The 13,678-nt window shown below is 58.7% G+C and carries 12 protein-coding genes and 1 tRNA gene; 8 read left to right on the top strand and 5 right to left on the bottom strand.

The window, feature by feature from the left end; all coding sequences use genetic code 11:
* Positions 1 to 100 precede the first annotated feature (100 nt).
* The 3 genes from O4G74_RS01530 to O4G74_RS01540 are packed head-to-tail and all read left to right on the top strand — an operon-like array spanning position 101 to position 2,869.
* Entirely contained in the window at positions 101 to 1,093 is a 993-nt protein-coding gene (locus tag O4G74_RS01530) for a calcium/sodium antiporter (protein ID WP_269400908.1), read from the top strand.
* Positions 1,080 to 1,847: an SDR family oxidoreductase gene (locus tag O4G74_RS01535; RefSeq protein WP_269400909.1), complete on the top strand. Its 768-nt coding sequence runs from the start codon at positions 1,080 to 1,082 to the stop codon at positions 1,845 to 1,847. Before O4G74_RS01530 ends, O4G74_RS01535 begins: the two co-directional genes overlap by 14 nt.
* A complete protein-coding gene (locus O4G74_RS01540) occupies positions 1,820 to 2,869 on the top strand; it encodes a threonine aldolase family protein (RefSeq protein ID WP_269400910.1) in 1,050 nt (349 codons plus the stop codon). The genes O4G74_RS01535 and O4G74_RS01540 overlap by 28 nt, the downstream gene beginning before the upstream one ends.
* Here the strand turns inward: O4G74_RS01540 and O4G74_RS01545 are convergent.
* The 5 genes from O4G74_RS01545 to cpdR form a co-directional block, all read right to left on the bottom strand.
* Positions 2,858 to 3,496 carry a hypothetical protein gene (locus O4G74_RS01545; RefSeq protein ID WP_269400911.1) on the bottom strand — a complete coding sequence of 213 codons (639 nt, stop codon included), beginning with the start codon at positions 3,494 to 3,496 and terminating at the stop codon, positions 2,858 to 2,860. The two genes, O4G74_RS01540 and O4G74_RS01545, sit on opposite strands and share 12 nt — an antisense overlap.
* A gap of 116 nt (positions 3,497 to 3,612) precedes the next feature.
* Entirely contained in the window at positions 3,613 to 5,319 is a 1,707-nt protein-coding gene (locus O4G74_RS01550) for a TadG family pilus assembly protein (RefSeq protein ID WP_269400912.1), read from the bottom strand.
* The gene (locus O4G74_RS01555) at positions 5,319 to 5,696 is read right to left on the bottom strand and encodes a TadE/TadG family type IV pilus assembly protein (protein WP_269400913.1); all 378 of its coding nucleotides are present in this window, start codon (positions 5,694 to 5,696) and stop codon (positions 5,319 to 5,321) included. The genes O4G74_RS01550 and O4G74_RS01555 overlap by 1 nt, the downstream gene beginning before the upstream one ends.
* Before the next feature lie 503 nt (positions 5,697 to 6,199).
* Positions 6,200 to 6,274: transfer RNA gene (locus O4G74_RS01560), tRNA-Val, on the bottom strand.
* A 67-nt stretch (positions 6,275 to 6,341) separates the two neighbouring features.
* Positions 6,342 to 6,701 carry a cell cycle two-component system response regulator CpdR gene (gene cpdR, locus O4G74_RS01565; RefSeq protein ID WP_119379542.1) on the bottom strand — a complete coding sequence of 120 codons (360 nt, stop codon included), beginning with the start codon at positions 6,699 to 6,701 and terminating at the stop codon, positions 6,342 to 6,344.
* A gap of 120 nt (positions 6,702 to 6,821) precedes the next feature.
* Between cpdR and O4G74_RS01570 the strand changes: the two genes are divergently transcribed.
* From O4G74_RS01570 to murJ, 5 genes are all read left to right on the top strand, one after another.
* Positions 6,822 to 7,712 (top strand): N-formylglutamate amidohydrolase, encoded by an 891-nt coding sequence (locus O4G74_RS01570; RefSeq protein ID WP_269400914.1) that lies wholly within the window; start codon positions 6,822 to 6,824, stop codon positions 7,710 to 7,712.
* 249 nt (positions 7,713 to 7,961) lie between these two features.
* Complete coding sequence (locus O4G74_RS01575) at positions 7,962 to 8,354, top strand: helix-turn-helix domain-containing protein (RefSeq protein ID WP_119453071.1); 393 nt, start codon at positions 7,962 to 7,964, stop codon at positions 8,352 to 8,354.
* Positions 8,355 to 8,386: 32 nt separating this feature from the next.
* Positions 8,387 to 9,196 (top strand): inositol monophosphatase family protein, encoded by an 810-nt coding sequence (locus O4G74_RS01580; RefSeq protein WP_269400915.1) that lies wholly within the window; start codon positions 8,387 to 8,389, stop codon positions 9,194 to 9,196.
* A gap of 53 nt (positions 9,197 to 9,249) precedes the next feature.
* Positions 9,250 to 12,075: a [protein-PII] uridylyltransferase gene (locus O4G74_RS01585; protein ID WP_269400916.1), complete on the top strand. Its 2,826-nt coding sequence runs from the start codon at positions 9,250 to 9,252 to the stop codon at positions 12,073 to 12,075.
* Between the two features lie 31 nt (positions 12,076 to 12,106).
* On the top strand, positions 12,107 to 13,660 hold the full coding sequence (gene murJ, locus O4G74_RS01590; RefSeq protein WP_269400917.1) for a murein biosynthesis integral membrane protein MurJ: 1,554 nt from the start codon (positions 12,107 to 12,109) through the stop codon (positions 13,658 to 13,660).
* The last annotated feature ends 18 nt before the right edge of the window (positions 13,661 to 13,678 follow it).

Genomic DNA, 13,678 nt, shown 5'->3' on the forward strand with positions numbered 1-13,678 from the left:
CATGTTTGCACTCATCGCAATCGGCGCGACGGTCGCCATTTTCGCCATCCTGAACCTGATCGACTATCGCCGGCTCGACTAGGTCGCCTGAACAGTACCCTTGCCTGATCTGACGCTTCTCGCAGCCCTTGTTGGCGGCCTCGTCATTCTCGCCTTCGCGGGCGACTTTCTCGTAAATGGGGCTGTGGCACTTGCACGCCGGATAGGTGTGTCCCCACTCGTGGCCGGCATTCTTATTGTCGGCTTCGGCACCTCGGCCCCAGAAATGGTGGTCGCAGTAGATGCGTCCAGCCAGGGGCAGCCTGGTATTGCTATTGGCAACATCGTCGGCTCGAACATCGCCAATGTCTGGCTGGTGCTCGCCGTCCCGGCTTTCCTGATCCCTCTCGCAACGCAGCAGTTCGGTCTCCGCCGGTCCTACTGGATTATGATTGCGGTAACGGCACTCTGGATCGGCTGGACGGCCTTCTTGCCGCTGACACCGGTCTTTGGCTTCATTCTGCTGGGCAGCCTCATCATCTATTCAATCCTGATGCTGGTCTGGACGTCGCAAGGCATTCGGAAGGGCATTGACGTCGGCCTTGAGGATGAGGGCGAGTCGCTGGGCACAACCGCCATGTGGCTGAACCTGATCGTCGGTCTTGTGGGCCTGCCGCTCGGCGCACACCTTATTGTCGAAGGCGGCGTCGGCATCGCGCGCGTCTACGCAGTACCGGAAGAGGTGATCGGCCTGACACTGCTCGCCATCGGCACATCCCTGCCAGAGCTTGGTGCCGGCATAGCCGCCGGCCTTCGCCGCCGCGGCGAGGTTGTCATCGGCAACGTTATTGGCTCGAATATCTTCAACCTGGCTGGCTCCGGTGCAATCATCGCCTTCTTCGGTCCGACAGAACTTGCCCCAACCTTTCTTCAGTTCGACCACTGGGCACTCGCAGCTGCCGCCATAGTTCTCGGCCTGTTCGTCCTGTCCCGCAGCCGGGTTACGCGGATTGCAGCTCTCGCGATGCTGCTGGCCTATGCCGCGTATATCTACGGCCTTGTGCATGGCTGGGACATTACAGGCGAAGTGGAGAACTGGATTGGCAGATCATAAGCTGACCCCCAAACGCGCGCTGATCACCGGCGCTGGCAAACGCATCGGGCGCGCCTTGGCTGAAGCGCTTGGCGAAGATGGCTGGAGCGTTGCCGTGCATTACCGCTCTTCAGCGGACGGCGCTCAGGAAACTGCTGACGCCATCAGCAAGGCGGGCGGCATAGGCGTTATCGTCCAAGGCGATCTCACCGAAGAAAAAGACCTCAAGGCACTCATCCCTTCTGCGCAGGATCTGCTCGGTGGGCCGCTGCGGCTGCTGGTCAATTCCGCGTCGGCTTTCGAGGACGACACCGCGCTCGATCATGACCGGCAAGGGTGGGACCTTCATTTCGACGCCAATTTGCGCGCGCCAATTGCGCTCTCGCAGGCCTTCGCCAAAGCCCTGCCGGGTGACGAGAAAGGTCTCATAATCAATGTGATTGACCAGCGGGTCTGGAAGCTCAATCCGCAATTCTTTACCTACACCCTATCCAAGGCTGCCCTGCTGACGGCGACGAAAACACTGGCACAGGCGCTCGCCCCGGATATTCGGGTGAACGGCATCGGCCCCGGCCCGACCCTCGCCAGCGTTCATCAGAGCGAAGACGAGTTTGAGGCCGAGAGACAGGCAACGCTGACCCGCAAAGGCTCCCGCCCGGAAGAGATCGTGCGCGCGATGCGCTACCTTATTGCTGCTGATAGTGTCACTGGGCAGATGATTGCCGCCGATGGTGGCCAACACCTCATGTGGCAGACACCCGACACGCAGGTCTGATGAATTTCTCTTCCGATACATCCGCCCCTGCACACCCCGCCGTTCTTGAAGCGCTTGCTGGCGTAAATAGCGGCATGCAGGGCAGCTACGGCGCCGATGAAGTGACAACACGCCTTCGCAATGAGCTGACGCGTGTGCTTGAGACGGAAGATTTTGACTTCTGGCTGTGCGCCTCGGGCACAGCGGCAAACGCGCTTGCCCTCTCCTGCTTCTGCCCGCCCATGGGGGCCATCCTCTGTCATGACGAGGCCCATATTGCACGGGACGAACGCTCCGCGCCTGAATTCTTTACCGGCGGCGGCAAGCTGCAGCTCCTACCCGGCGAAGGCGCACAGATTGACGAGTTGGCATTGCGCGAGGCACTCGCCGGGATCAAGCCAGACTTTGTGCATGAGACGCCTGCCCATGTGCTGTCGCTTACCAACCTCACCGAATCTGGCACCGCCTACGCGGCCGCGCAGGTGAAGCACTTCAGCGCGCTCGCGAAGGATGTAGGTCTCACGGTCCACCTTGATGGTGCGCGGCTTGCCAATGCCCTTGTTTCGACAGGCGCATCACCTGCTGAGATGAGCTGGAAGGCTGGCGTTGATGTGCTCACGCTAGGCCTGACCAAGACGGGCGCGATGGGATGCGAGATCATCATCCTGTTCGGCAATGCCCGGCAGAAATTCAATGAGTTGAAAGCCCGCGCAAAGCGCTCCGGCCACATGCCGCCCAAAATGCGCTACCTTGCGGCACAAGCGATCGCCATGTTTGCAGACGATCGCTGGCTCAGCCTCGCCGCCACTGCAAATCAGCGCGCGCGAGAGATCTCAAATCTACTTTGCCGCGACGGCCAAACTCAGCTCGTCCACCCGGTTCAGGGCAATGAGATATTCGTGCGCCTCAGCGAGACAAACCTTCGCGCGTTGACGGATGCAGGCGCAACCTTCTATCCATGGATTGGTGGCTCTCACCGACTGGTAACGAGTTGGTCCACCCCCGCAGAGACGGTGGAGCGACTCTCGGACCTACTTGCCTGATGGCCCCTTGGATGACCGCAGGCCGTCGAGCAGCCATTTGCCCACTCTGTCGAAGTAGGCCTCCTCATCAAGCGGCTGGTGAACTTTGCCTTTCAGGACTTCCTGGTGCACGACGCGAAGAAGAGAGGCAGACACAATGAGGATGGCGGCGTGACGCGCTTCATCAAACGTCGTCAAACCATCTTTCGAACGCACGAGGCGCTCGGCGACCGAGTCAATTCCGGCAGACAGGAATTGCTTGAGGTAAAACTTCTGTATGCCCTCGTCACCCATGGCCTCACGAATACCAAAGGCGTGCACCCTCACATACCCGTCCGTTTTGGTAAGCACCGCCATTTGCCTGAAATAGCCTGTGACGGCATCATCCAGACTATCCTGAGGCTGGCTCAGGGCTTCCCTTAGAGGCACGGAACGTTCGGTAATCTGCTCCAGCAGGTGGATTATCAGGCCAGTCCGATCCGTGAAGTAATGCCGTAGAGTTGGCTCAGAGGTCTCGGCTGCGATGGCCAGTTGTCTGAAAGAGGGTCGTTCGACGCCATCCCTTAACACAAAAGCCAGAAGTTTATCGGTCAGCGCCTGCTTCTTTTGCTCAAAATCTTGATTTCGGACCCCTGCCGGCCTCGCCATCATCTCTCCTCAAGATATTTTCAAGGCGCGTCTATTTCTATAGAGCGCTTTATATAAAACTATATTATTCAATACATTGAGAAGGTAGTTGGTTTCTTACTGCGGTCAAAAAAAATCTATTGCACCAGTACGGGGGCATTACATGAGGCCGTGTGCACCCAGACGTCGGCCTCCCCCAGACCGAGGCCAAGCGCAGAGGTGAGGCTGAAGATGAGCCTGTCAACAGGTGCGGAAAGCTCACTAAACAATCCCGAAAGTATAGACGCGATGTGAGCGTCGCTAAGCAGCTGTAAGCCGATCACATCAATGTCGTAGTGCAGATCTGTAATCGCCGATGAAAGTAGCCCCTCCAATGCTCTATCGGTGCCCGCCGTTTTGGGGTCTCCGCCAATTTCATAGTGCATGTAGCGCAGCTGCGTATCATTCGGGTTGGCAGCCTGGATGTCTGCAAAAGCGTCGATCTGGATCAGACGCCCATTCAGGATGTGAGCAGGTTTGACGCGCTCCGATGCGCCCGACCCACTGATGTCGGCGATGCGCAGGCGCGCAATGGAAGGTCGGACGGCGACATTTACCCTTTTCGGTTCCCGCTCGCCCGGCTCGCAGACAATGTCTGTTACCCGCGCATCAGCGGACGCAAGGTCGATGTGAACTGGAAGGCTGATCAGCGCGTCGGACAACAATCGGCCCGCACCAATCTCCGCCGTCAGCGAAAGACGCATATGCGCCGTGGAAACCGTCTCACCAGGTAGACCAGACAGGGCAAACCAGGACTGCCCCTTTGGCCGTTCTCCAATGACAAGCGAGGCGTCAATATCAACAAGACGTCCAGCCTGCGCTGAAAGCCCCAGATCAATCTGATTGCTTCCATTTGCCGTGATGGCACTCGCCATCAGAAGCGGCAGAGCTTCCAGTCGAACCCCCGTGCCTGCCGGAGGATCACCGAGCGCGCGCGGCGCGATTCGACCCAGCTCGATGATCTCACCAACTTTCAAGGTGCGCTGGTTTCGTGCCGCGTCGCGAGACAGTGAGCGCAAGGCCTGACTGGCAAGTGCGCTGTCGCTCGCAGTCTCAGCCATTGCGGACAAAAGATGCTCCAGTCCAATGCTTGTTGAGAGCACATCTTCATAAGTGAGAGCCGTCAGTTCCAGATCATCCGCGAGCCATTCGAGGCAATCGATCATATCGATATCTACGTCGAGCAAGGCGTCATAGGACATCGCCGAAAGCCCAATCTCTACGCCAAGCAATTCTGAGAGCAGGCCATTCACGATTCCGCCTTCGAGGCGGGCGAGACGCGACCCTACAGATATGCCAGCCTCAGCAGACACGACAGCGACGCCGGACACGTCCAGGGGTTTCGGCGAACGACCGAGGAACTCGAACAATCTGTGCTGTGGTTCTGACAGGGACACTCGGGCCGCGTTCAACGGCTCTCCGCCCGCGACAAAACGCTCTGAAACCGGACGACTTCTGTCAGCAGTGTACCGGCCAGTCTCGACCCGCATCGCGATGCCTGTCGTCGAGCGCACCTCTTCAGCGCCCTCTTCGCGCGGGATCTCGATGCTCGAGCGCCCATTATCCGAAAGGTAAGCGCGGGCAGCGCCTTCCGCTTTTTTAAGGTTTGCCGCAGCGACAAGAGCTGCCATGTCCGCATGACCCTGCAGCGCACGTTTCTGCGTAGCGATCGCGCCAGTATCGATTGCCAGCGCGGCCATCATTGCCGCAACGGGCGCGAAGACAGCAGTTGTCACCGCGACATTGCCCCGGCAATCTCGGCCCAGCCGCTCTGCAATTGTGAGTTTCCTAGGATCGGAGGACATTAATACCCCCCAGCTCTGATGACGGCCTCCCGGCGAATATTCTTTTCCGGAAGAGGGAGGCCATCATAGAGATTCCAGACCGGCAACTGGCTGGCATCGAAATCGACAACGACTCGAAGAAAGCTCGGATCCTCGCTGAGCGGCTCAACACTGACGGTCAGGGCGTCACGTGTTAACAGCCCACCTTCGTTGACGCTCGCAGCGATGTGTTGCTCCACGAGCGATTGGCGCTCGGGCAGGTCGATCCCGCCTATAGCGGCGCGCGCGCTGTTGGCCGCCAGTTGTTGAACTGAATGAACTGCGCCGAAGAACACGCCATACGCGATTATGCCAAACAAAAGGAACAGGAGCACCGGCGCGACGATCGCAAATTCCACCGCAGACGAGCCCTTATGACATTTAGAAAACCGGCGGCCCTGCACTCCAACACGTAACATCGTCCCTCCTTGCGGCACCACATCCCTAGGTAGAGATAGGATAATTTTTTCCCGCTTTGAGAGGATTAGGCAGACCGGTCATTAATGAAACATTTCCCGGTTTTGAACAATTGGTATCTTATACTTCGCACCCTATACGTTAACCTTCACGCCCACTGTATTGTTTAGATTTTTTACTATCTGCATAGTGAAACGTTCCGCAAAATTTTTCGCATTATTTGATATTATCTATGCTATAAAGAAACCTGATCTCGCTCGGTACACACGAGAAGGATCGATTGTTTTCACATATAAATCAGTGAATTGAGGCCCGAGCGCAGTTTCGCCACCTGCGTTGCGAATTCTCTCGGAGCAGACGACTGCGGACACCAGAAGAGTACGTTTCGACCGCGCTCGAGCTTTACGCCGCGGCGCAGGCATCACAAATTCAAGAACTCTGGAAATGGTGGGCGGTACAAGGATCGAACTTGTGACCCCTACAATGTCAATGTAGTGCTCTACCGCTGAGCTAACCGCCCATCCGTTTCGAAGCGGCCCTAATCGGACGTCAAGCGATCCAAGTCAAGCCTGTTTCAGCTGCAAATGTCAGGCAGCGATGACGCGGTCAACTTCCTCGACCAGCTCACGCAGATGGAATGGCTTCGACAGGATCTTTGCGCCTGCAGGTGTTGGCGTACCGGAAGCCAGTGCGACAGCAGCAAACCCGGTAATAAATACGATCTTCATCGCCGGATCGAGCTCGGCCCCACGTCGCGCGAGCTCAATTCCATCGATGCCCGGCATGACGATGTCAGTCAGCAACAGGTCGAACACTTCACGCTCGAGCGCATTGAGCGCCGTCTCGCCATCCTCGAAGTCCTGAACTTCGTGTCCTGCACGTTTCAGCGAGGCAGCCAGGAAGGTGCGCATCATTTCATCGTCTTCGGCGAGAAGTATCTTGCTCATGGGGACTGCGTTCCGGCTTTCTGACTAACGTTTGATGGCACAAAGCATGGTTCGGGTAAATCGGCGGTGAACGTGGGAGTAATGCTTGACCCGCGATGCCAATGACCGACCTATGTCTCGATGACGATCACGGCGACAGAAGAGCAGAGCCCCGCACCGGGGAGTGGACTTAGGTGGCCGGCCTTCAGCCTGGCCAAACCACAGGCAGACGAGCGCCCCCTGATCTTCGCCTCTCCCCATAGCGGACGCGAATATCCGGATTATTTCCGCAATAGCCTGCGTGTGCCGCTGATTGATCTCAAACAGACAGAGGACGCTTATGTAGATGAGCTGTTCGCTAACGCGCCAACATATGGCGCGCGCCTTCTCAAGGCGACCTATGCACGCTCTTTCGTCGACCTGAATCGGGACCCGCGCGAAATTGACGCGTCCATGTTCCACGGTGACCCGCCCGGACCAGTGGCCGTACCGACCGTCAGGGTCGAAGCGGGACTGGGATGCTTCCCGCGGATCGGCGCAAGAGGCGAGCTCATTTATGCAAAAAAGCTGGACCCAGCCGACGGGCGCTCTCGCCTGGATCTTGTTCACACGCCCTATCATGCGGCTTTATCCGACGAGATTGCTGCGCTGCGTCAGAAGTTTGGCTGCGCCATTCTGATCGATTGCCATTCCATGCCGTCGTCACAACCTGGACGCCGTGATCTTCCAGATTTCGTCCTCGGCGACCGTTTTGGATCGAGCTGCACGGGCCAGCTCACCAGCCTTGTGGAGAGAACATTACGCAAGGCGGGATATAGCGTCGTGCGAAACGCGCCCTATGCCGGGGGCTTTACCACACGGAAGTATGGACGGCCTAAACAGCACGCCCACGCCTTGCAGATAGAGATAAACAGGCGTCTTTACCTTGATGAAGCTCGAGTCACAAAGATTGACGCAATGAGCGAGCTGTCGCATCAGCTAGATGGGCTGATGGGGAATATCGCTGAATTGAGCGAGCGTCTGCGCCCATAAAAAAAGGGCCGCGCCAAGGCTGGCGCGGCCGAAAAAGGTAAAGGGAGGAAACGCCAGAAGGCGTTAGCACCGCAGTGCTGAAACCAATTTATTGTGCGGCGCACAAAATGCAAGACCAAAATTCCGCATCAATGCGTTTTTGCATGTAATCAGACTGAAACAACCGGACGGCATGAAGTTTGCTCTCCATTTCTGCGACGCTCAAACCGGGACGATCCCGGGCTTAAGGATGATCAAGGGGAGCCGGGCATGACTGACAATACCGACCTTCACGTAGGAAAGAGACTACGCCGCCGCCGCAGACTGCTCGGCCTGACCCAGCAGGAACTGGCTTCGCAAGTGGGGGTCCGGTTCCAGCAGATTCAGAAATATGAATGCGGTGCGAACCGTATGACCTCTTCGCGCCTCTTCGATCTCTCCAAAGCTCTGAATGTTTCCGTTCAGTACTTCTTTGATGGCATCGAACAGGACGACCTCCTCGCTGCGAATGATGCCGATACGATGGACGGCGACATCCTGAGCCAGAAAGAAACCCTGGAACTGGTGCGCGCCTATTACCGGCTTGGCGAACGCCCGCGCCGCCGTCTGCTTGAGCTCGCAAAGGCACTCGAATCCGACCAGAGTGGCACCGGCGCCGCTTGACCTTCCCGTCTCGCGCGCCATAAGCGCGAGACATGACCCTCCCTGCATCGCAGTCTGACCTCGTAGACCTTGCCGGCCGGCTCGCTGACGCGGCCTGGCAGGCGATTTCGCCGCATTTCCGCGCCGGTATTGATGCCGAAAACAAGGCAGGCGGCGCCATTTATGATCCCGTCACTATTGCAGATCGCGCTGGCGAGGAGGCAATCCGCGCCATCCTTGCAGAAGAGCGACCGAATGACGGCATTGATGGCGAAGAATTTGGCAGGCACGAAGGCAGCTCCGGCTGGACCTGGCTACTCGACCCGATCGACGGCACCCGCGCCTTTCTGGCGGGCCTCCCGGTATGGACAACCCTGATCGCGCTTGCCGATCCTGACGGTAACCCTGTCATCGGTCTTATCGATCAGCCTGTACTAGGGGAACGCTATATTGGCGCGCCGGGCGAAGCCTGGCTGGAAACGGTGAAAGGCCGCACGCCGCTTCGTGTTTCATCCTGTGAGGACTTGCGTCAGGCGATTATTGCGACGACCGACCCCTTCATCATGAATCCTGCCGAACAGGGGGCATGGACACATATCCGGCACACCGCGCGCATCTGCCGCTATGGTCTGGACGCCTATGCCTATGGGCGCCTGGCGGCTGGCAGTATCGATCTAGTCTGCGAGACGGGCCTGCAGCCACATGATGTCGCGGCGTTGATCCCGGTTGTGCGGGGCGCGGGCGGCATCGCGCGTGACTGGCGCGGCCGGGAAGCCAAACAGGGGCCACAGATTGTCTGCGCATCGTCGGAGGCAGTGTTTGAGCAAGCCTTTATCTCACTGCGGCGTTCAGCAGGCGACTAAACGATTGCAGCAAAGCTGGCCACTTGCCCGACATGTGCGCTAGGTTGTGTTGCATGAGCGAACAGAGCGAATCCCTCGTCCACCGCAAGCTGCCGACACGTCGCTGGCCCAGTAAGTGGAATATCTCGAACATTATCGATGGGCGCGCGCTTCGCGTGAAGCTCACCTCGGACTTCCTCGACAATCTCTCAGATGAGGCGAAAGCCCGCAAACAGGTGCTCGACCACTTGCATGGCGCGCTCTTCCGCGGCCGGATGATCGCGCAGGAACGCCTGCAGCAGGGCGCAGGCGGTCTTGATACGGCACGGCTCCTGTCTGCCGTCATGGATGAGACACTACACGCGCTGTACGATTATATCACCGTCCATGTTCACCGGGCCCGTAACCCGACAGAGGGAGAGCGCCTCGCCGTGTTCGCAACGGGCGGATATGGCCGAAACGTCCTTGCCCCATCAAGCGATGTCGATCTGCTATTCATCCGGCCGTACAAAGCGTCGGCTCACGCAGAGAGCGTCATCGAATATATGCTCTATGCCCTCTGGGATGTCGGCATAAAGGTCGGTCATGCCTTCCGCACACCTGAAGAGTGCATCCGGCTGTCCAAACAGGATGTAACGATCAAGACGTCGCTGCTGGATGCGCGTTTCCTGTTCGGCGACGAGGCACTGGCGGCAGAAACGAAAGCGAAGTTTCGCAAGGAAGCGGTTGAAGGTCATGACGCCCAATTCATCGCTGACAAGCTGGCCGAACGGGACGGTCGCCACGCCAAACAGGGCAATACGCGCTATGTGGTCGAACCAAATGTGAAAGAGGGAAAAGGTGGGCTGCGTGACCTGCAGACGCTCTACTGGATCACCAAGCACATTTATGATGGCGTCTCACTAGAAGACGTGATGAAGTCCGGCCCGTTCACCAAGCACGAATACAGCGTCTTCATCCGCGCCGCACGGTTTTTCTGGACGGTTCGCTGCCACCTTCACTATCTCACGGGGCGCGCCGAAGAACGCTTGAGCTTCGACCTCCAGCCCGAGATCGCGTCCCGCATGGGCTACCGCGACCGATCCGGTCAGCTCGGCGTCGAGCGCTTCATGAAGCACTACTTTCTGGTCGCAAAGGATGTCGGCAATCTGACCCGCATTATCGCCGCCAAACTCGAAGCCGACCAGATCAAAAAACCTGAAGGCTGGCGCCGTTTCATCCGCACCGGCACGCCTAAGCCCATGGCACATGAAGGCTTCATCCTTGATGGCGAACGCGTAAGCGTCACGGGTGAGGAAGTCTTCAAGAAATCACCGGAGAACCTCATCCGCCTGTTCCGGCTGGCTGATGAAACTGACCATGACATACACCCGGATGCGATGACGATTGCTTCCAGGAATGCCCGGATCATCAATTCGCGCACACGCTCGAAGCCAGAGATGAGCAAAATCTTCATCGACCTTCTCGTCAACGGCAGAAATCCCGGCCTTGCGCTTCACCGCATGAACGAAGCTGATGTGCTTGGCCGCTTCATTCCGGAGTTCGGCGGCATCGTCGCCCAGACCCAGTTCAACATGTATCACCACTTCACGGTGGATGAGCACACGATCCGCGCCGTCGACTATATGGCGCAGATGGACCGGGACGGTGGGGAAGGCTTTGAACTGCCTCACCGCCTCTTCCAGAAGATCGATAACAAGCACATCCTCTATCTCGCCATGCTGCTACATGACACCGGCAAGGGTCATGGCGACCAGCAGATTGAGGGCACAAAAACGGCGACGGCCGCAGGCAAACGTCTCGGCCTGTCTGATGCCGAAACCGATCTCGTCGCCTGGCTGGTTGGCCACCATCTCGAAATGAGCGAGACCGCCCAGAAGCGCGACATCGCCGATCCACAGACCATTGTGCGCTTTGCATCCATGGTCGGCTCGATAGAACGCCTGCGGCTACTTTACATCCTCACTATCGCTGACATACGGGCCGTGGGACCCGGCATCTGGAATGCCTGGAAAGGCCAGCTTCTCGAAGATCTCTACCAGAACACGGAAGCGGCCCTGCGCGGTGGCCGTACGGATGCAATCAGCGTTTCGCGCGAGCTTGAAGGCCGCGCCGCGCTCAACCGTGAAGAGCTTGCAGAACGCGTCGGCGCAATCCCTGAAGTGATGACCGACATGGACCCGGCCTACTGGACTGGCTTTGACCTTGACGCGCTCGAACAGCATGCTCGCACCATCAAGGCAGGTGACCCACCCATCGTCTCTGCTCATGTGCGCGAAGATGGCGGCGGTGTCTCGCTGCTGGTTGCCGGACAGGACAGGCTCGGCCTCTTCTCACGCCTTGCCGGGACGATTGCATCGCAAAGCGCCAACGTCGTGTCTGCGCAGGTATTCACGGCGCCATCCGGCTTTATCGTTGACGTCTTCATCCTTCAGGATGGCAAGGGCGGCATCTTTGCAGCTGGTGATGAAGGCCGCTTAAGGCGCCTCGAGAATGAGGTTCGCCGCGCCTTTGCCACCAATGAGCCTGTGGCCAACATTCCGGCCAAATCTTACCGGCGCGAAGCGGCCTTCAAGGTCATCCCACAGGTCAAGATCGATGACACGCTGTCGGATGGCTACACCGTGATCGACGTGGCAGGCCGCGACAGGCCGGGCCTCCTGCACGATGTTGCACGCCTCCTGGCAGACGAGAACATCTCCATCCATTCTGCCCATGTCGGCAGCTATGGTGAGCGGGTGTTCGACGCCTTCTATGTCCAGCTCCCCGCCAGCTATACCGACATCAAGCTTGCGGCGCTCAAGGAGAAATTGCTGGAAGTGCTCCAGCGCGAAGAACCAGACGCGCCGCGTACCCCTGCCCGCAGCCTGAAGCAGGCAAATGCGGCAGACAGCTTCTGATTGTTAACCTTGGCCGTGTAGCGCACCGAGCATGAGCGTCCTTCGCAACACGTTGACCCAGTCAAGCTGGACGTTCGGCAGCCGCATTCTCGGCTTCGCTCGCGATCTGGTCATCCTCGCCAAGCTGGGCGCTGGCCCCGTCGCGGACGCCTTCTTCACCGCGCTGATGTTCCCGAACCTCTTTCGGCGCGTCTTTGCCGAAGGGGCTTTCGCGCAGGCCTTCGTGCCTGCTTATGCCCGCACCATGGAAGCCGAAGGCGAGGAAGCCGCCCGCAAGCTCGCAGAAGAGACATTGAGAGGATTGCTCGCTGTCACGGTGGGCCTCGTAATCATCTCGCAGATCGCCATGCCCTGGATCATGCTTCTGCTGCATGGCGGTTACCGTAATGACCCGGTCCACTTTCCGCTGGCAATCCTGCTGACGCAAATCACCATGCCATACTTGGCCTTCATGGCGCTCGCGGCGCTTCTGTCGGGTGTTTTGAACTCGGCTGGACGGTTCGGCATGTCGGCCGGGGCGCCGACGCTGCTGAACATCTGCATGCTCGGCGCGGCCTTTGTCGGGTCCGACAATTACGACGTCTCGAAATCACTTGCCTTGGCCGTCACCGTGGCGGGCGCGCTTCAGGTCGCGCTGCTTTGGTATGGCGTCTCCCGTCAGAAGGTCCGACTTCGCATCGGTTTCCCGAAGATCACACCCGGCGTCAAAAGGGTCGCGGCGCTGGCCATTCCAGGCACGATCGCGGCTTCCGGCATGCAGATCAACATCGTCGTCAGTCAGGCCCTCGCGAGCTTTGAGGCGGGCGCAAAGTCATGGCTCTATTCGGCTGACCGTCTCTACCAGCTTCCGCTTGGCCTTGTCGGGGTCGCCGTCGGCCTCGCCATACTGCCGCGCCTTGCCCGCGCAGCCCGCGCGAGCGATGAGGCTGATAGCCGCGACACGATGGACAATGGCATCGGCCTTGCCATGGCGCTGACCGTACCTGCCGCAGCAGCGCTCATGGCCGCGCCATTCCTGTTCGTCGACAGCTTCTTCACACGCGGCGACTTCACCAGCGACGACGCAGCGCTGACGGCGCAGGCGCTCTTCCACTTTGGCTGGGGCGTGCCTGCTTTCGTCCTTATCAAGGTGCTCGCGCCGGGCTTCTTTGCGCGTGAAGACACGCGCACGCCGATGAATTTCTCTCTCATCTCTGTCGTCGTGAACACGGTGCTGGGCGCTGGCCTCTTCTTCTTCCTGAAGTCGCAGGGCGTCTATGGCTTCCCGGGCCTTGCCATCGCCACCAGCACAGCAGCCTGGATCAATGTCATTCTGCTCTTTGCGACCCTGAAACGGCGCGACTGGTACAATCCGGGCCCAGAGCTCCTCAAACGTCTCGTCTCAGTCTTACTGGCTTCATCGGCGCTCGGCGCCCTGCTGTGGTATCTCGCCAGCATCAGCGGCCAAATCTCCGAGGTCGCACTCGATTCCAAATTCGTCGGCGCCATCGTGATCTCGCTCGCAGGGGCCGCGGCCTATCTGGTTTTCGCAGTCCTGTTTGGCGCTATTCGTCTAAGCGATCTCCGAAACGCTCGCAGAAATTGATTGGCCGCGTCCTTTGGC

The sequence above is a fragment of the Henriciella marina genome (genome assembly GCF_027213945.1).
In the GTDB taxonomy this organism is placed as follows: domain Bacteria; phylum Pseudomonadota; class Alphaproteobacteria; order Caulobacterales; family Hyphomonadaceae; genus Henriciella; species Henriciella marina_A.